Source organism: Rhodococcus sp. NPDC003348, from assembly GCF_053589375.1.
The window spans coordinates 82,720-106,462 of sequence record NZ_JBSFRT010000020.1; the positions used below are offsets into that span (position 1 = coordinate 82,720).

At 69.3% G+C, this 23,743-nt stretch carries 23 protein-coding genes, 1 pseudogene and 2 riboswitches; of the genes and pseudogenes, 18 read left to right on the forward strand and 6 right to left on the reverse strand.

Features of this window, described 5'->3' with window-relative positions; translation table 11 throughout:
- Positions 1-7: 7 nt before the first annotated feature.
- On the reverse strand, positions 8-811 hold the full coding sequence (locus tag ACWDU4_RS15085) for an HAD-IIA family hydrolase (protein ID WP_450114708.1): 804 nt from the start codon (positions 809-811) through the stop codon (positions 8-10).
- A gap of 146 nt (positions 812-957) precedes the next feature.
- Positions 958-1,051, forward strand: a riboswitch (SAM riboswitch).
- Between the two features lie 75 nt (positions 1,052-1,126).
- Here ACWDU4_RS15085 and ACWDU4_RS15090 point away from each other — a divergent pair.
- The 8 genes from ACWDU4_RS15090 to ACWDU4_RS15125 all read left to right on the forward strand — a co-directional run bounded on the left by ACWDU4_RS15090 (position 1,127) and on the right by ACWDU4_RS15125 (position 9,285).
- Entirely contained in the window at positions 1,127-2,098 is a 972-nt protein-coding gene (locus ACWDU4_RS15090) for an amino acid ABC transporter permease (RefSeq protein WP_450114709.1), read from the forward strand.
- Entirely contained in the window at positions 2,095-2,871 is a 777-nt protein-coding gene (locus tag ACWDU4_RS15095) for an amino acid ABC transporter ATP-binding protein (RefSeq protein ID WP_450114710.1), read from the forward strand. The genes ACWDU4_RS15090 and ACWDU4_RS15095 overlap by 4 nt, the downstream gene beginning before the upstream one ends.
- A gap of 37 nt (positions 2,872-2,908) precedes the next feature.
- Entirely contained in the window at positions 2,909-3,877 is a 969-nt protein-coding gene (locus ACWDU4_RS15100; protein ID WP_450114730.1) for an ABC transporter substrate-binding protein, read from the forward strand.
- Between the two features lie 39 nt (positions 3,878-3,916).
- Positions 3,917-5,047 (forward strand): FAD-dependent oxidoreductase, encoded by a 1,131-nt coding sequence (locus tag ACWDU4_RS15105; RefSeq protein ID WP_450114711.1) that lies wholly within the window; start codon positions 3,917-3,919, stop codon positions 5,045-5,047.
- On the forward strand, positions 5,044-5,553 hold the full coding sequence (locus ACWDU4_RS15110; RefSeq protein ID WP_450114712.1) for a GNAT family N-acetyltransferase: 510 nt from the start codon (positions 5,044-5,046) through the stop codon (positions 5,551-5,553). Before ACWDU4_RS15105 ends, ACWDU4_RS15110 begins: the two co-directional genes overlap by 4 nt.
- Positions 5,550-6,599, forward strand: a complete 1,050-nt coding sequence (locus ACWDU4_RS15115) for an LLM class flavin-dependent oxidoreductase (protein WP_450114713.1) — start codon at positions 5,550-5,552, stop codon at positions 6,597-6,599. Before ACWDU4_RS15110 ends, ACWDU4_RS15115 begins: the two co-directional genes overlap by 4 nt.
- Positions 6,600-6,680: 81 nt before the next feature.
- Positions 6,681-7,907 carry an LLM class flavin-dependent oxidoreductase gene (locus ACWDU4_RS15120; protein ID WP_450114714.1) on the forward strand — a complete coding sequence of 409 codons (1,227 nt, stop codon included), beginning with the start codon at positions 6,681-6,683 and terminating at the stop codon, positions 7,905-7,907.
- A gap of 19 nt (positions 7,908-7,926) precedes the next feature.
- On the forward strand, positions 7,927-9,285 hold the full coding sequence (locus tag ACWDU4_RS15125) for an NtaA/DmoA family FMN-dependent monooxygenase (RefSeq protein WP_450114715.1): 1,359 nt from the start codon (positions 7,927-7,929) through the stop codon (positions 9,283-9,285).
- A gap of 51 nt (positions 9,286-9,336) precedes the next feature.
- Here ACWDU4_RS15125 and ACWDU4_RS15130 read toward each other — a convergent pair whose 3' ends face one another.
- Both ACWDU4_RS15130 and ACWDU4_RS15135 read right to left on the reverse strand, forming a co-directional pair.
- Positions 9,337-9,825 carry an HNH endonuclease signature motif containing protein gene (locus ACWDU4_RS15130; protein WP_450114731.1) on the reverse strand — a complete coding sequence of 163 codons (489 nt, stop codon included), beginning with the start codon at positions 9,823-9,825 and terminating at the stop codon, positions 9,337-9,339.
- Positions 9,805-10,862, reverse strand: a pseudogene (locus ACWDU4_RS15135) (DUF222 domain-containing protein); the annotation flags it as partial. The gene ACWDU4_RS15130 and the pseudogene ACWDU4_RS15135, both read right to left, overlap by 21 nt.
- Before the next feature lie 309 nt (positions 10,863-11,171).
- A riboswitch (SAM riboswitch) is annotated at positions 11,172-11,265 on the forward strand.
- 16 nt (positions 11,266-11,281) lie between these two features.
- Between ACWDU4_RS15135 and ACWDU4_RS15140 the strand changes: the two are divergent.
- The 9 genes from ACWDU4_RS15140 (at position 11,282) to ACWDU4_RS15180 (ending at position 21,162) form a co-directional block, all read left to right on the forward strand.
- Positions 11,282-11,380 carry a putative leader peptide gene (locus tag ACWDU4_RS15140; RefSeq protein ID WP_450114732.1) on the forward strand — a complete coding sequence of 33 codons (99 nt, stop codon included), beginning with the start codon at positions 11,282-11,284 and terminating at the stop codon, positions 11,378-11,380.
- An 82-nt stretch (positions 11,381-11,462) separates the two neighbouring features.
- Positions 11,463-13,112, forward strand: coding sequence for an ABC transporter substrate-binding protein (locus ACWDU4_RS15145; RefSeq protein WP_450114716.1), 1,650 nt, complete (start codon positions 11,463-11,465; stop codon positions 13,110-13,112).
- A gap of 3 nt (positions 13,113-13,115) precedes the next feature.
- The gene (locus ACWDU4_RS15150; RefSeq protein WP_450114717.1) at positions 13,116-14,177 is read left to right on the forward strand and encodes an ABC transporter permease; all 1,062 of its coding nucleotides are present in this window, start codon (positions 13,116-13,118) and stop codon (positions 14,175-14,177) included.
- Complete coding sequence (locus ACWDU4_RS15155; protein ID WP_450114718.1) at positions 14,170-15,090, forward strand: ABC transporter permease; 921 nt, start codon at positions 14,170-14,172, stop codon at positions 15,088-15,090. The genes ACWDU4_RS15150 and ACWDU4_RS15155 overlap by 8 nt, the downstream gene beginning before the upstream one ends.
- Entirely contained in the window at positions 15,087-16,709 is a 1,623-nt protein-coding gene (locus tag ACWDU4_RS15160; protein WP_450114719.1) for a dipeptide ABC transporter ATP-binding protein, read from the forward strand. The genes ACWDU4_RS15155 and ACWDU4_RS15160 overlap by 4 nt, the downstream gene beginning before the upstream one ends.
- Positions 16,699-17,823 (forward strand): LLM class flavin-dependent oxidoreductase, encoded by a 1,125-nt coding sequence (locus ACWDU4_RS15165; protein ID WP_450114720.1) that lies wholly within the window; start codon positions 16,699-16,701, stop codon positions 17,821-17,823. Before ACWDU4_RS15160 ends, ACWDU4_RS15165 begins: the two co-directional genes overlap by 11 nt.
- Before the next feature lie 14 nt (positions 17,824-17,837).
- Positions 17,838-19,232, forward strand: coding sequence for an NtaA/DmoA family FMN-dependent monooxygenase (locus ACWDU4_RS15170; protein ID WP_450114721.1), 1,395 nt, complete (start codon positions 17,838-17,840; stop codon positions 19,230-19,232).
- Entirely contained in the window at positions 19,229-20,026 is a 798-nt protein-coding gene (locus tag ACWDU4_RS15175) for a DUF1684 domain-containing protein (protein WP_450114722.1), read from the forward strand. The genes ACWDU4_RS15170 and ACWDU4_RS15175 overlap by 4 nt, the downstream gene beginning before the upstream one ends.
- On the forward strand, positions 20,023-21,162 hold the full coding sequence (locus ACWDU4_RS15180) for an LLM class flavin-dependent oxidoreductase (protein ID WP_450114723.1): 1,140 nt from the start codon (positions 20,023-20,025) through the stop codon (positions 21,160-21,162). The genes ACWDU4_RS15175 and ACWDU4_RS15180 overlap by 4 nt, the downstream gene beginning before the upstream one ends.
- A 112-nt stretch (positions 21,163-21,274) precedes the next feature.
- On the opposite strand, the gene ACWDU4_RS15185 is transcribed toward ACWDU4_RS15180, so the two are convergent.
- From ACWDU4_RS15185 to ACWDU4_RS15195, 3 genes are all read right to left on the reverse strand, one after another.
- The gene (locus tag ACWDU4_RS15185) at positions 21,275-21,751 is read right to left on the reverse strand and encodes a VOC family protein (RefSeq protein ID WP_450114733.1); all 477 of its coding nucleotides are present in this window, start codon (positions 21,749-21,751) and stop codon (positions 21,275-21,277) included.
- Positions 21,752-21,858: 107 nt separating this feature from the next.
- Complete coding sequence (locus ACWDU4_RS15190) at positions 21,859-22,350, reverse strand: C40 family peptidase (RefSeq protein ID WP_450114734.1); 492 nt, start codon at positions 22,348-22,350, stop codon at positions 21,859-21,861.
- A gap of 162 nt (positions 22,351-22,512) precedes the next feature.
- The gene (locus ACWDU4_RS15195) at positions 22,513-23,061 is read right to left on the reverse strand and encodes an NlpC/P60 family protein (protein WP_450114724.1); all 549 of its coding nucleotides are present in this window, start codon (positions 23,059-23,061) and stop codon (positions 22,513-22,515) included.
- 152 nt (positions 23,062-23,213) lie between these two features.
- On the opposite strand from ACWDU4_RS15195, the gene ACWDU4_RS15200 reads away from it, so the two are divergent.
- A complete protein-coding gene (locus ACWDU4_RS15200) occupies positions 23,214-23,555 on the forward strand; it encodes a YidH family protein (protein ID WP_450114725.1) in 342 nt (113 codons plus the stop codon).
- Positions 23,556-23,743 lie beyond the last annotated feature (188 nt).

Consider the following 23,743-nt stretch of genomic DNA (forward strand, 5'->3'; position numbering starts at 1 on the left):
GGGAACCTCAGGCGAAGGGGTCCTGGGTGCGGCCGACGAGTTCGGCGACCGAGTTCAGCACCAGGGTCGGGCGGTAGGGGAACGCCTCGACGGTCTCGCGGCTGGAAATGCCGGTGAGCACCAGGATCGTCTGCAGGCCCGCCTCGAGGCCGGAGACGATGTCGGTGTCCATCCGGTCGCCGATCATCAGGGTGTGCTCGGAGTGGGAGCCGATCGCCCGCAGCGCCGAGCGCATCATCAGCGGGTTCGGCTTGCCGACGTAGTACGGCTCGCGGCCCGTCGCGCGGGTGATCAGCGCGGCCACCGAACCGGTCGCGGGCAGCGAGCCGTCACGCGAAGGACCGGTGGCGTCCGGGTTGGTCGCAATGAACCGGGCGCCGCGCTCGACGAGGCGGATCGCGGTGGTGATCGCCTCGAACGAGTAGGTGCGCGTCTCGCCGAGCACCACGTAGTCGGGATCGTTGTCGGTGAGCACGTACCCGATGTCGTGCAGCGCGGTGGTCAACCCGGACTCGCCCACGACGTAGGCGGTGCCGTTCGGCCGCTGATTGTGCAGGAAGGTCGCCGTCGCGAGGGCGGACGTCCAGATCGACTTCTCCGGGATGTCCAGGCCGGACTGCAGGAGTCGTGCCCGCAGGTCACGCGGGGTGCGAATCGAGTTGTTGGTGAGCACGACGAACGGAGTTCCGGACTCCTGCAGTTCCGAGAGGAACGCGTCGGCGCCCGGTACCAGGTGCTCCTCGTGCACCAGGACCCCGTCCATGTCCATCAGATACGTCCAACCGGGGGTCTTCTCGTCGGTGTTCGCCATGGCCCCATTGTGCGCGCCCGGAGACCCGCACGTCGGCTCGGACGCGCCGGATGTCGCACGGCACACAGTCGTCCCTACCATTCGGATCAGCCCGAACGCAATAGGTGACCGCGGGATCTGGTTGCGGGACAGTACAGCTCGAGTGTTGACCATCAAGAGCGACCGAGAGACCCGGATCGACGACGTCGCAGCAACCCCCCCGAGTGTGGGTGCGGGTGCTACCGCCGGGACCGATGGACTCCGCGACAGGGCTGCGACGAGCGCCCGGTCCCGACCCGTGAAAGGCTTCTCGATGTCCGACTTCGGAGTGCGCTCGTGAGCGCCCCGGCCACCAGTCCGCCGCAGGCGGCAGTGGCCGAATCGTCCGACGACGCCGACCTGCGCGTCGCTCCCACCCGCCATCCCTGGCGTTGGGTCGTCGCAGCGGCGGCGCTGGTCCTGGTCGCGCAGTTCGTGCACGGACTGGTGGTCAACCCGGGCTGGGACTGGGCGACGTTCGCGCGGTACTTCACCGCCCCGTCGGTGCTGTCCGCGCTGTGGACGACGATCGAACTCACCATCTGGGGCACCGTCCTCGGGTTCGGGATCGGCGTGCTGCTCGCCGTGGCGAGGCTGTCGAACAATCCGGTGCTGCAGGTGATCTCGTGGATCTACGTCTGGGCGTTCCGCTCGATTCCACTGATCGTGCAGCTGCTGTTCTGGTTCAACATCGCCTACCTCTACCAGACGATGTCCCTCGGCGTTCCGTTCGGCCCGGGATTCCTCGAGTTCAACGTCACCGGCGTGATCTCCGGGTTCACCGCCGCGGTCATCGGGCTCGCGCTGCACCAGGCGGCCTACTCCGCCGAGATCATCCGCGCGGGCATCATCTCCGTGGACCACGGCCAGATCGAGGCCGCCAACGCACTCGGTATCCCGCGGACCCGTCAGCTGTTCAAGATCGTTCTGCCGCAGGCGATGCGGTCGATTCTTCCGAACGCGGCGAACGAGGTCATCAGCCTCTTCAAGGGCACCTCGATCGTGTCGACGATGGCGATCGCCGAGCTGTTCTACCAGGTCCAGGTGATCTTCGGTCGCAACGGCCGGGTGGTGCCGCTGCTGATGGTCGCGACCGTCTGGTACATCGTCCTGACCACCGTGCTGTCCGTCGTCCAGTACTACATCGAACGGCACTACGCCCGCGGATCCGCCCGCGCGCTGCCACTCACGCCGTGGCAGAAGGTCGTCGCCAAGTACCGGGAGATCCGTGACGGCAGTACCGGCGCGCCGAGAGGGGCCACCCGATGACCGCCATCGGTGACCCATACGCCGTCGACGTGCGGGGCGTGCACAAGGCCTTCGGCGCGCTCGAAGTGCTCAGAGGCGTGGATCTGTCGGTTCGCACGGGGGAGGTGACGGTGATCCTCGGGCCGTCGGGCTCCGGGAAGTCGACCCTCCTGCGCACCCTGAACCACCTCGAGAAGGTCGACCGCGGCACGATCCGAATCGACGGAGAACTCATCGGGTACCGCCGCCGCGGCAACACCCTGCACGAACTGCCCGACCGAGAAGTGTTGCGACAGCGGTCCCGGATCGGGTTCGTGTTCCAGAGTTTCAACCTCTTCCCGCACCTGACCGTCCTCGAGAACGTGATCGAGGCTCCGGTGTCCGCGCAGCGCCGCGACCGCGCCGAGGTGACGGCCCTGGCGCGGCAGCTGCTCGAGCGGGTCGGGGTCGCCGACAAGGCCGACCGGTATCCGAAGCAGCTGTCCGGGGGACAACAGCAACGTGTCGCGATCGCGCGTGCACTCGCGTTGCGCCCCAAGGTGATCCTGTTCGACGAGCCCACCTCGGCGCTGGATCCCGAACTCGTCGGTGAGGTCCTCGAGGTGATCCGTGACCTCGCCGTCGGCGGTGCGACGCTGGTGATCGTGACCCACGAGATCGGGTTCGCCCGGGAGGTCGCCGACACCGTCGTGTTCATGGACGGCGGTGTGATCGTCGAGCAGGGCCCGCCGGACGCGGTGCTGGACCGACCCACCCACGAACGCACCCGGGCCTTCCTGGCCCGAGTGCTCTGACCCCCTCATCCATCGCGAAAGACCCTGGAAGGAAATGATGTCCGTCCTCACCCGCCACACGAGGCTGTTCGCCTCGGCACTGACCGCCGTCGCCCTGCTGGCGGGCTCCGCGTGCAGTTCGAGCGATGCCGCCGAGACCGACGCGGCCACCGCCGCCGGCTACAACCTGACGGCCGAGCAGAACCGCATCACCACCGACGAGGTCCCCGAGATCGCGGCGCAGGTGCCGCAGGCGATCCGGGACCGAGGGAAGCTGATCGTCACCGGGTCGGCAGGCACGGCACCGCCGCTGCGCTTCTACGCCGACGACGACAAGACGATCATCGGATCGGAGACCGACTTCGCTCACCTGATCGGCGACGTCCTCGGCCTCGACGTCGAACTGACAGCCGCGGACTGGGCGCAGAACTTCGTCCGGGTCGACTCCGGTGAGGCCGACACGTTCATCTCCAACGTCACCGTCACCGAGGAACGCAAGGAGAAGTACGACTTCGCCACCTACCGGCTCGACAGCCTCGCCGTCGAGGTGAAGAAGGGCAGCGGCATCACGTTCTCCGGTCCGAAGGACATCGCGGGCCTGAAGATCGGCGTCGGCTCGGGGACCAACCAGGAGGCGCTGCTCGTCGCGTGGAACGAACAGAACGTCAAGGCCGGGCTCGAGCCGGCCGAGATCCTCTACTACCAGCAGGCAACCGACTACTACCTCGCACTCGGCTCGGGCCGGATCGACGCGTACGTCGGCCCCAACCCGTCGTCGGCCTTCCACGCCCTGCAGACCGGCGAGACCGAGGTCGCAGGCACCTTCTCCGGAGCGGGCTACGACCTGCAAGGGGAGATCGCCGTCCTGACGAAGAAGGACAACGGGCTGATCGGGGCGATCCATGCCGCGCTCAGCCATCTCATCGACAACGGCACCTACGCCCAGGTTCTGGACCGCTGGGGCATCAGCAGCGAGGCGGTCGAATCCTCGCAGATCAACCCACCGGGCCTGCCGAAGAAGCAGTAGTCCCGATACCAGCGGCGAGAAGACGAGCAGGGAGAGAACATGACGCAGGTGCAGGGCCCGGTGGACGTCGTGGTCGTCGGTGGTGGCGTCATCGGTTCGGCGTCGGCGTGGCGGTCGGCCGCGCGGGGCCGGTCGGTGGTGTTGCTCGAGCAGTTCGAACCGGACCACCGGCGCGGGGCCTCCCACGGCACCTCCCGGATCTACCGGCAGGCGTACGACGACGAGTTCCACACCGTGCTCGCCGGGCGCGCATTGCCGCTGTGGCGGGAACTGGAGGAGATCAGCGGCACCGATGTACTCACTCTCACCGGGGCAGTCGACCACGGCAATCCCGTGGCGGTGGCGGCCCGTACCCGAACGCTCTCGGGGCTGGGCGTCCCACACGAACTGCTCGAACCGGCGGCAGCGGAGAAACGCTGGACCGGAATGCGATTCGACACCACCGTGCTCCACCATCGCGGGGCGGGACGGCTGCACGCGGATCGGGCGGTGCGTGCGCTGCAGCTGGCAGCGCAGCGGGCCGGCGCCGACGTCCGGTATCGCCACGCGGTCCGCGAGATCCACGGCACCGGATCGGGCGTCGACGTGGTCACCGACGTCGGTGTTGTCCGGGCCAGGCACGTCGTCCTCGCGGCGGGTGCCTGGACCCGAACCCTGCTCGCCGGTGCCGACATTCGGCCCGCCCCGACCTTGCCGGCGCTGCGCACCACGCAGGAACAGCCCGCCCACTTCGCACCCGTGACCGGTGCGGAGTGGCCGAGCTTCGTCCACCACCCCGGTGCCGAGCTGGCCGGCGAAGGCATCTACGGCCTCGGCTCCGCGTCCGGCATCAAGATCGGTGAGCACGGCACCGGGCCCGAAGTGCACCCCGACACCCGCGACTTCCGGCCCGATCCGGCCGGGGTGCAGCGCCTCGTCGACTATGCCGCGGCATGGCTGCCGGGTGTCGATGCGGCATCCGCGGTCGCGGACACCTGCCTCTACACCACCACTCCGGACGGCCGATTCGTCGTCGACCGGCTCGGGGACGTGACGGTCGCGGCGGGATTCTCCGGGCACGGATTCAAGTTCGCGCCTGCCATCGGCGATCTGGTCGCGGGACTGGTCGCGGGCGACGTTCGTGCGCCCGAACCGTTCCGGTTCGGGACGCGGCGGACGGAGGTCGCGTGACGGGCCGGACGCGGCGCCTGCAGGTGCACACGGTGACGCAGGACGACCCGCTCGCCGCTCCGCTCCTCGCGGAGCTGGCCGTCGAGTACAGCATGCGCTACGAGCGCCCGTTCGAGGAGCAGTTCGAGGCGCTGACCACTCATCCCGGCAACGAGTTCGCGCCACCGGACGGGGTGCTGCTGGTCGTCGTCGAGAACGGGGAACCGGTGGCGGGCGGGGCCTTCCGCCGTTACGACCAGGCGACGGCGGAACTCAAGCGGATCTGGACCTCGAGCAGGCACCGGCGTCGGGGGCTGGGGCGCATCGTCCTCGAGGAACTCGAGGTGGAGGCGGCGCTGCGGGGCTACACCCGCATCTACCTGACGACCGGCTGGCGTCAGCCGGAGGCGGTCGCGCTGTATCTGGCGGCCGGCTACACCGCACTGTTCGACCCGACGCGCCCATCCGAGGAGATCGGGCCGCACCCGTTCGAGAAGTACCTGATCCGAAAGGCCGACTCCGCGTGAAGTTCCTGCTCCTCAGTCTGATCACCCACCAGCCCGATCCGGTCACGGGGGAGTGGCTCGATCCGGCCGCCCGCCTGAAGGAGGTCGTCGACACCGCCGTTCTCGCGGAGGAACTCGGTTTCGAGGGCTTTGCCGTCGGTGAACGCCACGAGCGGCCGTTCCTGGCGTCGTCACCGCCGGTCGTGCTCAGCAACATCGCCGCCCGCACGACCACGCTGGAACTGTGGACCGGGGTGACGACGCTGAGCCTGCTCGACCCGGTGCGCGCCTTCGAGGACTACTCCACGCTCGACAACCTGTCGGGCGGCCGACTGCAGCTGATGATCGGGAAGGGCAACGGCACCGCCCAGGCGGACCTGTTCCACGTGAGTCCCGAGGACCAGTGGGAACGCAATCGTGAAGGCTACGAACTGTTCCGGGCGCTGTGGGAGAACGAGACCGTCACCTGGGATGCACGATTCCGGCCCGCCCTGACCGATGCGGTCACCGTGCCGCGCCCGCTGCAACCGCGCCTGACCATCTGGCACGGCAGCGCGACCAGCCGGGAATCCGTCGACCTCGCAGCGAAGTACGGCGATCCGGTGTTCTCCGCGAACGTCACCAACCCGATCGAGCCCTACGCCGAGCTCGTCGAGCACTACCGCGAGCGATGGCAGGCGTACGGGCACGACCCCGCCGACGCCCGCGTCGGTGCCGGGACCGCGGGACTCCATGTCGCGCGCACGTCGCAGGAGGCGGTGCAGCGCTACCGCCCGCTGTTCGAGGCGCGACTGCGGTTCGCCCGGGACAGCGGCCTGCCGGTGGTCTTCGAGACGGTGGAGGACTTCGTGGAGCGCAGTTCCGCCCTGATCGGCAGTCCACAGCAGGTGATCGAGAAGGTCCTGCGCTACCACGACCGACTCGGACACGAGGTCACGCACGTCACCGCAGACCGGGGCGGGCTGTCCACCGCCGAACAGCGCGCGAGCCTCGAACTGTTCCAGGCGGAAGTGGCTCCGGTGCTGCGCCAGGTGATCCCGCACCGCGACTCCGTCGCGGTGGCCTGAGATCGCCGCCGAATGTGCCCCCACCACGCTTCGCCGGTTTCGTCGGAGCCCCACACACCACCGACCACAGGAGTTCACCCGATGTCCCCGACCCACCCCGTCCACCTCGGCGTCGCCCTCGACGGCGCCGGCTGGCATCCCGCAGCCTGGCGGGAGCCGAATTCACGGCCCCGGGAACTTTTCTCGGGTTCCTACTGGACAGACCTCGCCGCGACTGCGGAGCGTGGACTGCTCGACTTCGTGACCATCGAGGACAGTTTCGCCGTGCCCGGCAACCCATACGTCGCCGAGGACCCGGATGCGGTGGACGTCGTGCGCGCGCGGCTCGATGCCCACCTCGTCGCCGCGCGGATTGCCCCGCGGACGCGGCGCCTCGGACTGATCCCGACGATCACCGCCACCCACACCGAGCCGTTCCACGTGTCGAAGGCGGTCGCGACGCTGGACTACACGTCGCGCGGCCGCGCGGGCTGGCAGGTCAAGGTGTCGTCGTCGGAACAAGAGGCGGCGCACTTCGGGCGCCGGGACGTTCCCGGACTGGACAAGCGGGACAGGGAGGCGCTGGCGACCGGGGCGCTGCCCGCGTTCGCCCTGGAACTGTTCGACGAGGCCGCCGACGTCGTCGAGGTCGTCCGTCGCCTGTGGGACAGCTGGGAGGACGACGCGGAGATCCGCGAGGTCGCCACGCGCCGGTTCATCGACCGGGGCAAGCTGCATCACGTCGACTTCGAGGGGCGCTTCTTCAGCGTCCGTGGGCCGTCGATCACCCCCCGCCCGCCCCAGGGGCAGCCGGTGGTCACAGCTCTTGCACACCGGGACGTCGCGTACGAACTGGCCGCGCGCACGGCGGATCTGGTGTTCGTGACACCCACGGACACCAACGGCCCCGCGGTGCTCGCCGACGTCTCGGCGGCCGCCGAGCGCGTTGGGCGCCCAGGTGTTCCGCTGCAGGTGTACGCCGACGTCCTGGTCTTCCTCGACACGGACCGGGAGTTCGGTGCCGACCGGCTGCGGCGGCTCGACCGCCTCGCGGGCCGCGAGCTCGTCACGGACGCGACGGTGTTCACGGGCAGCGCGGGCGAGCTCGCCGATCGACTCGAGTCGTGGCAGCAGCAGGGCTTCGACGGATTCCGGCTTCGCCCGGGCGTCGCGGTGGACGATCTCGAGGCCGTCACCACGGTGCTGGTGCCGGAACTGCAGCGGCGCGGACTCTTCCGCACCGAGTATCCCGACACCTCGCTGCGCGGGCTTCTTGGTCTGCCCACCGACGTCCCCAACCGCTACGCGGCCGGAACTCCGGCAGCCTGATCCCAGGAGAGACGGACCCATGAGCACACCCAAGAAGCAGGTCATCCTCGGCGCCTACCTCGGTGGCGTCAACCACCACACAGCGTGGTGGCATCCGGAGGCCGGCAGCCAGATCGAGTTCGACTCGTTCGAGCACACCGCCCGCACCGCCGAACGCGGCAAGTTCGACTTCTTCTTCCTCGCGGAGGGTCTCGTGCTGCGCGAACGCGCCGGCGAGATCTTCGACCAGGACATCATCGGCCGCCCGGACACCTTCACGGTGCTCGCGTCCCTGGCTGCGGTCACCGAACACCTCGGCCTGGCCGGAACGATCAACGCCACGTTCAACGAACCGTACGAGCTGGCCCGCCAATTCGCGACGCTCGATCAACTGTCCGGCGGTCGTGCCGCGTGGAACGTCGTCACGTCGTTCGACGCGTTCACCGGCCGGAACTTCCGTCGTGGGGGATTCCTGCCGCACTCGCAGCGGTACATCCGCGCCGAGGAAGCCGTCGAAGCCGTGCGGCAGCTGTGGGATTCGTGGCGGGAAGACGACATCGTCGCCGACCGGGGCAGCGGCCGATTCCTGAACCGGCCGGACGCCGGTGCGTTCGAGTTCCACGGCGACCAGTTCGACATCCGTGGCCGTTTCACGGTTCCGCGCAGCCCGCAGGGCCGGCCGGTCCTCCTGCAGGCCGGGGTGTCGCCGCAGGGACGCGACTTCGCTGCCGCCAACGCCGACGCGATCTTCTCGCCGTACGGGAGCCTGCCGGAGGCGGCCGAGTACTACCGGGACGTCAAGGCTCGCGCCGTCGCCGCCGGCCGCAGCGCGGACGATCTGAAGATCCTGCCGTCGGCGAGCTTCGTGCTCGGCGACAGCGAAGCCGACGCCCGCGAGAAGTACCTGGAGATCCGCGACCAGCAGGTCACCGGCCAGACCGCACTGATCCTGCTCGAGCAGTTGTGGAACCGAGACCTGTCGGCGTACGACCCGGACGGGCCGATCCCCGACATCGACCCCGACCCGGAGGCACCGCCGATCATTCAGGGCCGCGCGTTCATCCACCAGGACCGCTTCGACACCGTGGCGAAACTCCGTGCGGTGTCGGAGGAGAAGAAGCTGACACTGCGCGAGACCGTCGCCGACCAGTTCGAGCGGGGCCCGATCGTCGGGACCGCCGCACAGATCGCCGAGCAGATCGACACCTTCGTGCGCAGCGACGGATCCGACGGCTTCATCATCGGTTCGCACCTCGTGCCCACGGGCCTCGACGAGTTCGTCGACCAGGTCGTGCCGCACCTGCAGGACCGCGGCGTCCTGCGCAGTGAGTACACGGGCACGACACTGCGCGACAACCTCGCTCTGCCTGTTCCGGCGCACCCCGTCACCGTCGGGTAGCCGGTTCCGCTGGGTGACCGTTGCTTTCCACCCGGAGTGGGCGACCTCGGGTCACGGCGCGTCGTCGTCACCGCCACCATGGTCGACACCGCTCATCCCGTGTTGCCAGCGGCGGTGATGTTCGCGCACTTCGGCTTCGCGGCGTGCACGGGCGTGTTTGACGGACTCGGCGATGATCTCGTCGAGGTGATGTCTGTGATTGACCCTCGGTCCTTGTCCCGGGTCGATGTGTCTCGGTGCGATCCACTCGGTCCGCCCGGCGTGCTCGGTGCCGTCGGGTGCGGTGCGGGTCTTCCAGCCGCCCGGTCCGTCGTGGACGAGGGCGTGGCAGGCATCGCAGGCGAGGTCCTCGTTGGTGATGTCGGTACGCCCGTCGTCCTTCCACTCACGGATGTGATGGACGGCGGTAATCGAGGCGGGTGCGTCGCAGCCGGGGCGGGTGCAGCCACCGGACGCGGCGATCAGCGCAAGGCGTTGATCGGCGGACGCGAGACGTTTCGAGCGTCCGAGGTGCAGTGGTCGTCCGCGGTGATCGAACAGAACGAGCACCGGATGGGCCTGCTCGGCCATCCGCAGCGCATCCGAAATGGGGACGATGCCACCGGAGGCGGTGGTGACGATCCCGGTCGCTTGTTCGAGTTGCTTCAGGGTCATGGTGATGATCGCGGTCACCGGCAATCCCCGATGAGCACCCAGCACACCCGATGACAGTAGTTGTCGTAGAGCGGCTTTCATGGCGTCGTGGTTGCGTTGCACGCAGTGCGGGTGTCGCGGGCGGCGGCCTTCGCGAGTGCGGTGCGATCCAGGTCCGGCGAGTCCACGTCGCCCCTGGGCGACTCGGGATCGTCGGGGTTGTTCATGCCGGGTCGTGCGAGTTTCGCCAGCACCGGCTCCAACATCGCCCGCAACTCCGGATCGAGCAGTCCGGAGACCGGCGTCATGAGATCGGGGCCCTGCTTCCCGATCCGCAGCCCGCGGCGTCGTTTGCGATCCTTCTCGTCGGGAACGTCGCCGTCGGCCGCCAGGTGCGCGAGCAGATGGACGCCGATCATCGTCACGTCTTCGGGAGTGGTGGAGCGGGCGGTGTCGGCGAGGATCCGTTCGGCGACCTCGATCTTGTCGACGTCGGTTCCGTGCGGAACCTTGCGCATCACCTGCGCGATCACCCGGACATGATCGACACCGATCGCGCCGTCGGTCAGTGCGGCGGACGTTTCCGGCAAGGTGGGTTCCATCGGTTCCCCCACGACGGTGTGCCACACCCCGGTCTTGCGTGCCCGCTTGACCCGCGCGGCCGCGTCGCCTCCCGAGATTCGCAGTGTCTGGACGAGGAATTCGTTGATCGATCGGCAGGCCAGGGTTCCCGGAAGTGAGCGTTCGCCGGCCTCGACGACGAGCCGGTTCCCGACCGAGGAGGCCTTCCTCAGCGACGTCTCGAACCGCTGCATCACTTCTACAACGTCACCGTCCGACAGTCCGACCAGTCCCACCCCGAGCAGGCCGTCGACGGCGGCATCGAGGGCGGCCAGGTGGTGTTCCACCTGGCCAACTCCCCCGCCCCCGATTGTCGAACTCATGTTCGAATTCTACTTCGGGTGTCCGACAGATTGACCAGATTCGTGGATCTGCTCGGCCTGCTCGTTTGGTTTTGCGGGTCGAGCGTGGGGTTCAGGCCCAGTCGCCGGGAACACCGGCGACGGCCGTGTACCGAGACATCGGTGACAGCCGGATGCGATTTCCGAAGGTGACATCGCGCAGATGCGCGAGGCGCACACCCTCGGGCGATCAACCGACCCCAACGTATCGACATGGCATCTCGGAGAAGGGTTTCGATCGCGCTGACGTTAAGGCTTTGTCAGGGACAGGTGGATCATTAACATCGGCATCGACCATCCAGAGCGACCGAGAGACCCGGCTCGACGACGTCGCAGCAACCCCCTGATCGTCAGGAGAGGGTGCTACCGCCGGGAACGATGGAGGCGTTGGCATGATCGGCATGGGCTTCGTGACCGCATGGGCGCGGCTGCACATCGACCTGTGCCGTGTCGCTTCCGGAACCTGTTCGTCCACAGCCTCGTTCGCCCCGAAGTCCTGATCGGATCAGCCCCCGTTTCGGTGCCGGGGCACCGCACACGCGGTGCCCCGGCGCCGTGCAGCGATCTGTGCGTGTAGAGAAAATGGAGCCCTCGGTGTTCTTGTCGTCAACTTCTGCCCATCGCCGGCGTCGAGCCGCGCTCGCGTTGGCCGCATCCGCGGCACTGACCGCGGGCCTGACCGCGTGCGGGTCCGCCGACGCGGCCGGCGGGACCGATGCCGGTACCCCACATGCGGGCGGCACCCTGCGGTACGGGCTTTCGGGCGCCCCGACCTGCGCGGACCCGGCCCAATCCGGTTCCAACCAAACGATCTACGTGGCCCGGCAGGTGGTCGATTCGCTCACCGACCAGGACCCCGAGACCGGGGAACCGAAGCCGTGGCTCGCGGAGAGCTGGGACGTCAATGCCGACGCGACCTCGTTCACGTTTCACCTGCGCGACGGGGTGACCTTCAGCGACGGCTCCGCGTTCACCGCGGAGTCGGTCAAGAAGAACTTCGACTCGATCCTGAACGCACTGACCGGGGCGAAGGCGCCTCTGGCTGCCAGCTACCTGTCGGGCTACACCGGCGCCACCGTGGTGGACCCACGCACCGTGCAGGTCGGCTTCTCGTCGCCGAATTCGCAGTTCCTGCAGGCCGCTTCCACGGTGCAGCTCGGCTTCCTGTCCGATACCGACGTCGCGAAGACCGCGGAGCAGCGGTGCGCGGGCAACCTGTCCGGTACCGGCCCGTTCGTCTACGAGAGCTACGTCCAGGACAAGTCGGCAACCCTGGCCAAGCGCGCCGGCTACGCCTGGGGTTCGGACGTGTTCGCGCACGACGGCGAGGCCTATCTCGACAAGATCGAGTTCACCATCGTGCCCGAATCCGGCGTGCGCAGTGGATCGCTGGCGTCCGGCCAGCTCGACGCCGTCTCCGATGCCCTTCCCCAGGACGCTCCGCAGATCGAGGGTTCCGGGGGTCGGATCCTCACCACGTCGAACCCGGGTATTCCCTTCGGATTCCAGCCGAACGTGACCCGCGGCGTCCTCGCCGACCCGGCGGTGCGCGCCGCAATCGTCCCCGCGATCAACCGGCAGGAGCTCGTCGACACCGTGCTCGGGCCCGACTTTCGGCCCGCCACCAGCACACTCGCCTACGCGACCCCAAACTACGTGGAACTCCCGGCGGCCACCTACGACCCGGACGCAGCGAGGAAGATCCTCGACGAGGCCGGCTGGAAGCCCGGCCCGGACGGTATCCGTGCCAAGGATGGGAAGCCGCTGAGCTTCAAGGTCACCTTCAGCGCGGTGTTCGCCGGAAACCAGGCCATCCTCGAGCTCGTCCAGCAACAGCTGCGCGCCGTGGGCATCGACCTGCAACTCGAACTCGTCTCGACGGCCGAGCAAACCGCCCGGCAGTCGACCAAGGACTACGACTCCACCTACTACAACAGCACCCGCGCAGACGGTGACATCCTGCGCACCGCCTTCGGGATCGACGGCCGTAATCTCAACGCCCGCGGTCCGATCCCCGAGCTCGACGAGGTGCTTGCCGCCCAGCTGCGGACCACCGAGCCGGCGCAGCGGGGAGAGCTGATCGAGAGGGCGCAGCAGTTGGTCCTCGACAACGGATTGTGGCTTCCCACCGTCGAGCTGTCCCAGGCCATCGGTGCCGGTGCCACCGTGCAGGACCTCAAGTTCGAGGCATCCGCACGCCTGCAGTTCTTCGACACCTGGCTCAGCGAGTAGCCGATGACTCGATATCTCGGATCCCGCGTGCTGCAGGCGATCGGCGTGCTGTGGGCGGCCTTCACCGTGTCGTTCGTCGTGCTGTACCTGCTGCCGTCCGACCCGGTGAGCATGGCGGTGGACTCCGCCGCCGCCAGCGGTGCCGCGATCGATGCCGACGCGGTCGCGCAGCTGCAGGCCCGATACGGGTTGGACCAGCCGGTGTGGGTGCAGTACTGGAACGCGCTCACGGCCGCGGTCCGGGGTGACTTCGGTACGTCCATCTCCACCGGCCAGTCGGTGACGGACGCGATCGCCTCGGCTGTTCCGGGCACCCTGGCGCTGGCATTCACCGCTCTGGTGCTCGCCGTGGTGTTCGGCACGGCGGTCGCGTTCCTCGCCACCTACACGCGATCGACCCGGTTGCGCAGCCTCCTGTTCTCGCTGCCGCCGCTCGGTGTCGCGGTCCCCACATTCTGGGTCGGATTGATTCTGCTGCAGGTGTTCTCGTTCCGCCTCACGCTGTTCCCCGCGTTCGGCGACGGCGGCCTCTCCCACCTGGTGCTGCCCGCGATCACCCTGGCCCTGCCGACGGGTGCGGTCATCGCGCAGGTGCTCGCGGCCAGCCTGCAGAGCACCTGGCGGCAGCCTTTCATCGAGGCGGCACGGGCGAAGGGAGCGTCCCGCTGGCAGATCCAGACACGGCATGCGTTGCGGCTGTCGAGCATCCCGGCCTTCACCATCGCCGGTGTCCTGGTCGGGACCCTGCTCGCCGGGTCAGTCGTCGTGGAGACGGTCTTCTCCCGCGCCGGGCTCGGCCGGCTGACCCAGATGTCGGTGATGGCCCAGGACATACCGGTGGTGCAGGGCGTCGTGGTGTTCAGCTCGCTGGTGTTCGTGCTCGTCAACCTCGCCGTCGATCTGCTGTATCCGCTGATCGATCCGCGGATCGTCGACGGCGGCCGCCGAGCGGCAGGCAGGCGAGGATCGGCCGCCGGCGGCGCCCCGAACTCCCCGTCCCCGATCTCCACGAACCCGAATGCCACATCGCAGGACGAGACCGTGGAGGTGAAGGCCCATGTCTGACACATTGATCGGGGAACCCGTCGGGATCGCGGACACAGCCCCGGTACAGCGCCGTGGATCCACCGCGGCGGCCGCGACCGTCCGTCCCGCGGCGCTCCGCACCGCCGTCCGCGGGCTCCGCCGCAACTGGGTGGTGGCGCTGTCCGCGGTCGTGCTGCTCCTCGCGATCGGGTTCGCGCTGTTTCCGTCGGTGTTCGCGTCCGGTGACCCTTTGCAGGGCGTGCCCGCGGAGAAACTGCAGGGCCCGAGTGCCGCGCACTGGTTCGGCACCGACAACATCGGCCGCGACGTGTACACGCGGGTCGTGCACGGCGCCGGGCTCTCGCTCACCGCGACACTCGTCGCGGTCGGGATCGCCCTGGTGGTCGGCTCGATCGTCGGCCTGCTGTCGGGTGCGGCTGGGGGAGCGGTCGACGCGGTGCTGATGCGCATCGTCGACGTGCTGCTGTCGATTCCGGCGCTGCTGCTCTCGCTCGCCCTGGTGACCGCACTCGGCTTCGGCACCGTCAACGTGGCGATCGCCGTCGGTGTCGGACTCGTCGCGAACTTCGCCCGCGTCATGCGCTCGGAGGTGCTGCGGGTACGGCGGGCGCTGTACGTCGAGGCCGCCCTCGCCTCCGGCGTCCGTTGGCCCACCGTGCTGTACCGCCACGTGCTGCGCAACGCCTATGCCCCGGTGATAGCGCTGGCGGCAGTCGAATTCGGGATGGCCGTGCTGGCGGTGTCCTCCCTGAGCTTCCTCGGTTTCGGAGCGGTGCCGCCCACACCCGAATGGGGGTCGCTGATCTCCGAGGGCCGCAACTACCTGGCCACCGCGTGGTGGATGACGACACTGCCCGGTCTCGTCATCATCGCCGTCGTCCTGGCGGCGCACCGCATCGGTCACGCGATCGAGGATCGGAGCGGACGATGAGCGCCGACACCGCCGGAACCGGGTCAGCGCTCCTGCAGGTCGACGACCTCCGGGTCGCGTACGGCGACGCGAACGACCCCGTCGTCGCGGTCGACGGGGTCGGCCTCACTGTCTCCCGCGGCGAAGTCGTCGCCGTGGTCGGCGAGTCGGGCTCCGGCAAGTCGACGACCGCGCACGCAATCCTCGGTCTGCTCTCCGGCAGCGGCCGTGTCACCGGCGGCACCGTCACGTTCGACGGGGAGCGCCTGGACACCCTGTCCGACCGGGCGTTCGAGAAGGTGCGCGGGGCCCGCATCGGTCTGGTCCCGCAGGACCCGACGACGTCGCTGAATCCGGTGATCCGCGTCGGGGACCAGATTGCCGAGGCGCTGCGCATCCACGGCCTCGCGGACCGCCGTTCCGCGAAGATCGAGGCGCTGCGGATCCTCGAGGAGGCCGGCCTCGACAATCCCGAACTGCGCGCCGGTCAGTACCCACAGGATCTGTCCGGCGGCCAACGGCAGCGTGTGCTCATCGGCATCGCGCTGGCCTGCCACCCCGACCTGGTCATCGCCGACGAACCCACCAGCGCGCTGGACGTCACCGTGCAGCGTCGCATCCTCGACCACCTCGAGGCACGTATCGCCGAGCGTGGCACCGCGGTCCTGCTCATCACCCACGACCTCGGTGTCGCCGCCGACCGCGCCGACCGCATCGTCGTCATGCAGCGGGGCCGGGTCGTGGAGACGGGATCGGCCTCGCAGGTCCTGGACAACCCGCAGCACGAGTACACACGGTCGCTGCTCGCCGCCGCACCGAGTCTCGCCGACGGACCGGTGCGCCCGGAGAGAGGTGCGGCCGACCCTCTGCTCAGCGTGTCGGCGGTGTCGAAGACGTTCCGGATCGACCGCCGCCATTCGCTCGACGCGGTGCGCGGCGTCTCCTTCGACGTTCCGCGCGGGCGGACGCTGTCCCTGGTCGGCGAATCGGGGTCGGGGAAGTCGAGCGTCGCGCGGATCGCGATTCGGCTCGAGACCGCCACGTCCGGGACGGTCCGGTTCGACGGGCGGGACATCACCGGGCTGCGGGGACGGGACCTGCGGGCCCTGCGGCGGCGGGTGCAGATCGTGCACCAGAACCCGTACGCGGCACTGGATCCGAAGCTGCGGATCCGGGACCTCGTCGCCGAACCGCTCGGTGCCTTCGGCATCGGCACCAAGCGTGACCGAGCCCGCCGAGTGGAGGAACTGCTCGACCACGTGGCGCTGTCCGCGGCGCATCTCGACCGTCGCCCGGCCGAACTCTCCGGCGGCCAGCGCCAGCGGGTGGCGATCGCCCGTGCACTCGCCCTGCAGCCGGAACTTCTGGTCCTCGACGAGCCCGTCTCCGCACTCGACGTGTCGGTACAGGCACAGATCCTCGACCTGCTCACCGACCTGCAGGACGAGTTGGGGCTGAGCTACCTGTTCATTTCACACGACCTGGCGGTGGTCCGGCAGATCAGCGACAACGTCGCCGTGATGCGGTCCGGTGAGATCGTCGAATCCGGCTCCACCGCAGATATTTTCGACAACCCGCAACACGAGTACACCAGGGTGCTGCTCGATGCGATCCCCGGGAAGGTTCGACATGTCCGATAATTCAGAACTGCCCACCTCGGAACTGCTGGTGGGAATCGAGTTCGCCGGTACCGGCGCGCATCCCGCCTCGTGGCGTCGTGACGACTCGCGCGCCGAGGATCTCTTCACAGGCGGCTACTGGTCCGACCTGATCGGCGCCGCCGACCGCGCGGGAGCGGACCTGGCGTTCCTGCCCGACCGGTTCGGGGTGACCACCGCCCGGGACACCGTCCGCGGCAGGCTCGAGGCCGTCGGGGTCGCCGCCCGACTGTCCGCCGTCACCTCCCGGATCGGCCTGATCCCCACCGCGACGGTGACCCACACCGAGCCGTTCCACGTGGCCAAGGCGATCCAGAGCCTCGATCACACCACTCGTGGTCGCGCCGGGTGGCAGGTCGCGGTGTCCAGCGGGGAGGACCAGGCAGCACTGTTCGGGCGCAAGCAGTCCCAGGACCCGGTATCGCTGTGGGAGGAAGCGCACGAGGTCGCCGAGGTCGCCGTCCGGCTGTGGGACAGCTGGGAGGACGACGCCGAGATCCGGGACGTCGCCACCGGGCGCTTCGTCGACCGCGACAAGCTGCACTACATCGACTTCGAAGGCGAGTACTTCTCGGTCAAGGGTCCGTCCATCACGCCGCGCTCCCCGCAGGGGCGGCCGGTCGTGGCGACCACGATCGACGGCGAGGACTCCTTCGAGTTCGCCGTGACACGAGCCGATCTCGTGCGCATTCGCGCCACCGACCCGGCGGCGGCGGCAGGTCTCGCCGACCGCGTTCGTGTCGCCGCGGGCAACCGTCGTGTGCACATCCTGCTCGACGTCGACGTCCTGCTGGCCGCCGACGACGCCACGGCCGCCCAGGACCTGGACCGGCTCGACCGCTGGTCCGGCACCCCGTACGTACCGGACACCGTCCTGCACGTGGGCACGCCGGACGGCCTCGCCACGCGTCTCGGTGACATCCGCGCAACCGGCGTCGACGGCGTCGTCCTACGGCCGCTCGCGCTGGCCTCGACGGCGCACCTGCTCGTCGAGCGGGTCCTCCCGGCGCTGCGGCCCGCGCGCACGGACAGGGGAACCCTGCGCGAGCGACTGGGCCTGCCCCGTCCCGCCAGCCGCTACGCCACCACTCACTGAAGGGATCGATCACGATGTCACGCACCACTGCCCGCAAGCAGGTGCACCTCGCCGCGCACTTTCCCGGCGTCAACAACACGACTGTGTGGGCGGACTCGGAGTCCAAGAGTCAGATCGACTTCGACTCGTTCCTGCATCTCGCCCGCACCGCCGAACGCGGACTGTTCGACTTCTTCTTCCTCGCCGAGGGACTGCGCCTGCGGGAACACCGCGGCCGGATCCACGACCTCGACGTGGTGGGCAGGCCCGACACGCTGACCGTCCTCGAAGCGCTCGCCGGCGCCACCACCCACCTCGGGCTGGCCGGGACGATCAACACCACCTTCAACGAACCATACGAACTGGCAAAGCAGTTCGCGACGCTGGACCACCTGTCGGGTGGCCGTGCCGCATGGAACATGGTGACCTCGTCGGACGCGTTCACCGGCGAGAACTTCCGCCGCGGTGGCTTCCTGGACCACTCCCAGCGGTACGTGCGCGCCAACGAGATCATCGACGCCACCCGAACCCTGTGGGACAGCTGGCGCCCCGGCGCCCCGCTCGTGGACCGGGAACGCGGGATCTTCGCCTCCGACAACGACGTCGCCCCGTTCGACATCCACACCACCCAGTTCGACATCGCCGGACGCTTCGAGGTGCCGCGCAGCCCACAGGGACACCCGGTGCTTCTGCAGGCCGGGGACTCGGACGAGGGCCGCGAGTTCGGCGCCGCCAAGGCCGACGCCATCTTCACCGGGCACGGGACGATCGAGGACGCGCGGGCGTTCTACGCCGACGTGAAGGGCCGTCTCGCCCGGTACGGGCGGCGCCGCGACGACCTGAAGATCCTGCCCGCGGCCACGTTCGTCCTCGGCGACGGTGCCGAGGACGCCGCAGAACGTGCCCACCACATCCGGCTGCAGCAGGTCGGTCCGCAGACCGCGATCGCCTTCCTCGAACAGGTCTGGGGCCGCGACCTGTCCGGCTACGACCCCGACGGTCCGCTGCCCGACGTCGAGCCCGAGGACAACGTCGACATAACCCGCGGACGCGTCCGGCACGCCAAGGACCCTCGAGCCGTCGCGGTGGCGTGGCGGCAGAAGGCGGAGGCCGAGAACCTCAGCATCCGCGAACTGATCATCGAGGTCACCGCCCGCCAGCAGTTCGTCGGCACCGCGCAGCAGGTCGCCGACGAGATCGACACCTACGTGCAGACCGACGCCAGCGACGGCTTCATTCTCGTCCCGCACCTCACGCCGGGTGGTCTGGACGAATTCGTCGACACAGTGGTGCCGCTGCTGCAGGAGCGCGGCAGCTTCCGCACCACATACGAGAGCACGACCCTGCGAGGCCATCTCGGTCTCGACGCACCGCGTCCCGCGACCCAAAGCGACACGCACACCCACACCGAAGGAGTTCGAGCCTCATGACCACCGCATCGGAGCAGGACCGGTTCCACGAGGACTGGCAGCGTTGGCGCGCGGCCCGCGAGGCAGCACTGTCGGACCCCGACGGCTGGCTCGGCCTGACGGCACTGCACTGGCTGGACGAGCACCCGGCCGTGCTCGACGAGGTTCCGGGCCTGTGGCACGTCGACGGCGACACCGTGGTGCACAGCGGCACATCCGGTGCCGGGATCCTCACACCCGCCGAGGGCGCACCCGGTGTGCGGATCCGCCTCGGCGACCGGGACGCCGAGATCATCCGCCGCACCGGCCGATTCGCGGTCCGCATCCACGATCCGAAGGCGCCCGCCCTCGCGGAGTTCACCGGGATTCCCACGTACGAGCCGGATCCCGGCTGGGTGGTCCCCGCCCGGCTCGCCCCGTTCCCCGAGCGTCGCACGGTCACCACCGGCGCCGTCGTGGACGGGCTCGAGCACCACCACCCGGCGGTCGGGACCGTCAGCTTCGATCGTGGGGGCGCCGAGCACACCCTCACCGTGTTCGGCGACGGCAGCGGTCCGACCCGGGTGCTGTTCACCGATGCCACCAGCGGCGTCACCACCTACCCGGCGGCCCGCATCCTGCAGATCGCGGCGCCGGCCGGGGACGGCACGGTGATCCTCGACTTCAACCGGGCCGAGAACCTGCCCTGCGCGTTCACCGACGCCGCGACCTGCCCGATCGCGCCGGCAGACAACCGACTGCCCTTCGCCGTCGAAGCGGGGGAGCGCAACCCGCGCATCCCGAGTCGTCCCGAGAGCCAGGAGCTGACCGCATGAGCCGCGTTCCCCTGTCGGTACTGGACCTGTCGCCGATCAGCGCGGGCAGCACCGCCTCACAGGCCCTGCGCAACACCATCGACCTCGCGCGCCACGCCGAACAGTGGGGCTACCGCCGCTACTGGGTCGCCGAGCACCACTTCGTCGCCGTCGCGTCGTCGTCCCCGGCGGTGCTCATCGGTGCGATCGCCGCCGCCACCGACACCATCCGGGTCGGCGCCGCCGCCGTGCAGTTGGGGCACCACACCGCCGCCGCGGTGGTCGAGGCGTTCGGCACCCTCGACGCCCTGCACCCGGGTCGGATCGACCTCGGGATCGGGCGGTCCGGGCAGCGGCGCGCCGATGCTCTGAAGGCGGCGCAGGGCGGACCGGCGGCGCCGGTGCGACGCACCACCACGGAAGTTCGTGACGGACTGGTCATTCCGCCGCCGTTCTCCCCGGACGCACTGCTCGTGTCGCCACGACTGGTGGCAGGATTCGCGGCCCTGCAGCAGCCGGGCGCGCAGTCACCGGACTTCGGCGAGCAGGTCGACGAGATCCTCGCCCTGCTCGACGGCACCTACACCACGCCCGACGGGATCGACCTGCACGCCGTCCCCGGTGCGGGCGCCCGCGTGCAGACCTGGGTGTTCGGTTCGAGCGCAGGGCCGTCCGCCGAACTCGCCGGCCGCCTCGGACTGCCGTTCGGAGCGAACTACCACGTCAGCCCGGGCACCACGGTCGAAGCGGTCGAGGCGTACCGGGCCGCGTTCCGGCCGTCCGCGGTGCTCGACGAGCCGTACGTGGTGGTCTCCGCCGACGCGGTGGTGGCCGACACCGACCGGGACGCGCGGAATCTCGCCTCCACGTACGGGCACTGGACCCACAGCATCCGCTCGGGGCAGGGCGCGATCCCGTACCCGGACCCGGCCACCACCCCCGCACTCACCGACAGCCAACGCGAACTCGTCGAGGACCGGTTGGTGACGCAGTTCGTCGGCGCCCCTGACACGGTCTCCGACCGGCTCGCGGCGCTCCAGCGGGTCACCGGCGCCGACGAACTCGTCGTGACGTCGGCGACCCACCGGCACGAGGACCGGCTGCGGTCGTACGAGCTGCTGGCGCGGGAATGGGGACTCGGGCTGCGCGCGGCCTGACGCGCCCGGTCGCAGCGCGCCGGGATGGGCATGCACACACCCTTTCGCGCTCGCACAGGGGCGTTCGACCTCGATCGCCTCTGCGGACGCGCGAAAAGGTGTGTGGCTTCGCCTACTCGCCGTCGTATGCCTTCTGCAGCACCCCGATGTCGATCTTGCGCATCTGCATCATCGCGGCGACCGCGCGCTGCGCCCCGGCCGGGTCGGGGCCACCGAGGATGACGGGCAGTGCCGACGGCACGATCTGCCACGACACCCCGAACTTGTCCTTGAGCCAACCACATTGGGATTCCTGCCCGCCGTCGGCGGTGAGGGCGTCCCAGTACTCGTCGACCTCGGCCTGATCGGCGCAGTCGACCTGGAACGAGATCGCCTCGGTGAACGAGAACTCGGGTCCGCCGTTGAGCGCGGTGAAGTCCTGACCGTTCAGGGTGAACGCCACCGTCATCGCGGTACCGGCGGGCTTGGGCATGCCCTCGCCGTACCGGCTGATCTCACCGATGGACGAGTTCTTGAAGATGCCGGTGTAGAAGGCCGCGGCGTCCTCGGCCTGCGAGTCGAACCACAAACAGGGCGTGATCTTCTGCATGACGGATCGGTCCTCCATGACGTGTCGGTCTCTCGGGTGGATGTCCTCACACGTACAGACCAGGGTCGTCGCCCGAACTCATCGCGTCCAGTCAGAATCGCGTCCAGTCAGAAGCGACGGATCTGGTTGATCGGCGGCATCTCCGACAGCGGTGTCAACCCGATGGGCACCCCGGCGCCGTACGCGTTGAACACCTGACCGAAACCGGCGTAGATGCCGACGTGATCGTTCTCGGGACGGAAGGTGATGATGTCGCCGGGCGCCATCGCCGCGAACGGGATCGGCGTTCCCACCCAGGCCTGCTGCTGACTGACCCGCGGCAACTGCACGCCGGCCTGCCGGAACGCCCACTGGGTGAGCCCGGAGCAGTCCCAGGAGTTCGGGCCGGTCCCACCCCACAGGTAGGGCTTGCCGGTCTGGGTGGTCGCCGCCGCGAGTGCGGTCAGCCCGGCGGGCGACGAGATCGGCAGCGGAATCGCCGAACTGCCGGCGCTGACCGAACCGGTCGAACTGCCTGCACTGCCGACGGCGAGCGCGGGCGCCGCGGGGAGAGTGACGGCGCAGACGGTCAATGCGCCGGCCACGAGGGCGCGGCGCAGACGGGGTGTTCGCTGGTCGCGTGCGGTCGATGAGTTCACGAGCGTGGTCCTCCTGGTCGGCCTCGGGCAGCGGTCGGAGGTTAGATCACGATTCGAGGGAAAAGTGTTACAGATCACTTTCCGTTACGGCTCGAACCGGGCCCCTCGCCAGGTAAAGGGGTTTCAGAACCGTTGCACGTTGTGGATCGGCGGCAGGTCCGCGAGCGCCGTCAACCCGATCGGGACGGTGTCGTCGTAGGCGTTGAACACCTGCCCGTCACCGGCGTAGATGCCGACGTGGTCGGCGGCGTCCCGGAACGTGATCACGTCGCCCGGTGCCATGTCGGCGACCGAGACGGGGTCGCCGACCAGTGCCTGATCCTCGCTGACCCGCGGCAGTTCCACCCCCGCCTGCCGGAACGCCCACTGCACCAGCCCGGAACAGTCCCAGGTGTCGGGTCCGGTGCCGCCCCACTCGTACGCCTTGCCTGCCTGGGTGTACGCCGCGGCCAGCGCGATCAGGCCCGCGGGGCTCGGCTCGGGTGGCGGCACCTCCGCGGCTGCCGGGACGACCGGCTCGGTCGCAGCGAACCGGTGGAGCCGATCCGCCGTCGACTTCGACAGCATCGGGGGCAGCGCGACCGCGCACGCGACCAGGGCCGTCAGTCCCGCCCCGCCGAGAACGGTTCCGACGCGGACCCGACTGCGGGCCGCCGGAATCGTGGAGGGCATCGGCGGTGTCCTTCCCGGCGGGCAGCGGTGGTGGAGGCAGGTCGACAGGAGGTTACCTTTCGGACACCGAACGGTCTCCGTGGCGGTGGACACGACGTCCGGCCCGATTGCGCCTGCCGGACATCGCCGCCTCGCGGTGTGAGGATGAGTCCGTGGCCGACCCCGAAGATCGCCCCGACGAACGATTCACCCTGGCCAGTGAGCGGACCTTTCTCGCGTGGATTCGCACGTCCCTGGGTCTGCTGGCGGGGGGAATCGCGATGGTGCATCTGGTCCCCGAGTTCAGCACCGGATGGGTGCGGACCCTGTTGGGGCTCACGCTGATCCTGCTCGCCGTTGCCGCCCCGATCGCCGGCCTGCGCCGCTGGCTGCAGGTGCGCCGCGCGCTCGAATCCGGTGCACCGATGCCCGAGGAGCGGGACCTGTGGGTGTTCGCCGTCGCGATCACCCTGGTCGCCGCATTCGCCGCCGTCGTCACCGTCCTCGGGGCGTGAGGGACCTGCGGCGCCCGGGCAACCCCGCCGCACCACGAGGCGCCCATCTCGTTTAGCGTCGCGAGGGACGGTCTGCAATCTGCATCACACCCAGGAGGAACGGTGGCACTCAAGCTCGGGTACAAGGCGTCGGCGGAGCAGTTCGGTCCGCGGGAGTTGGTGGAGCTGGCGGTGCTGGCGGAGGAGCG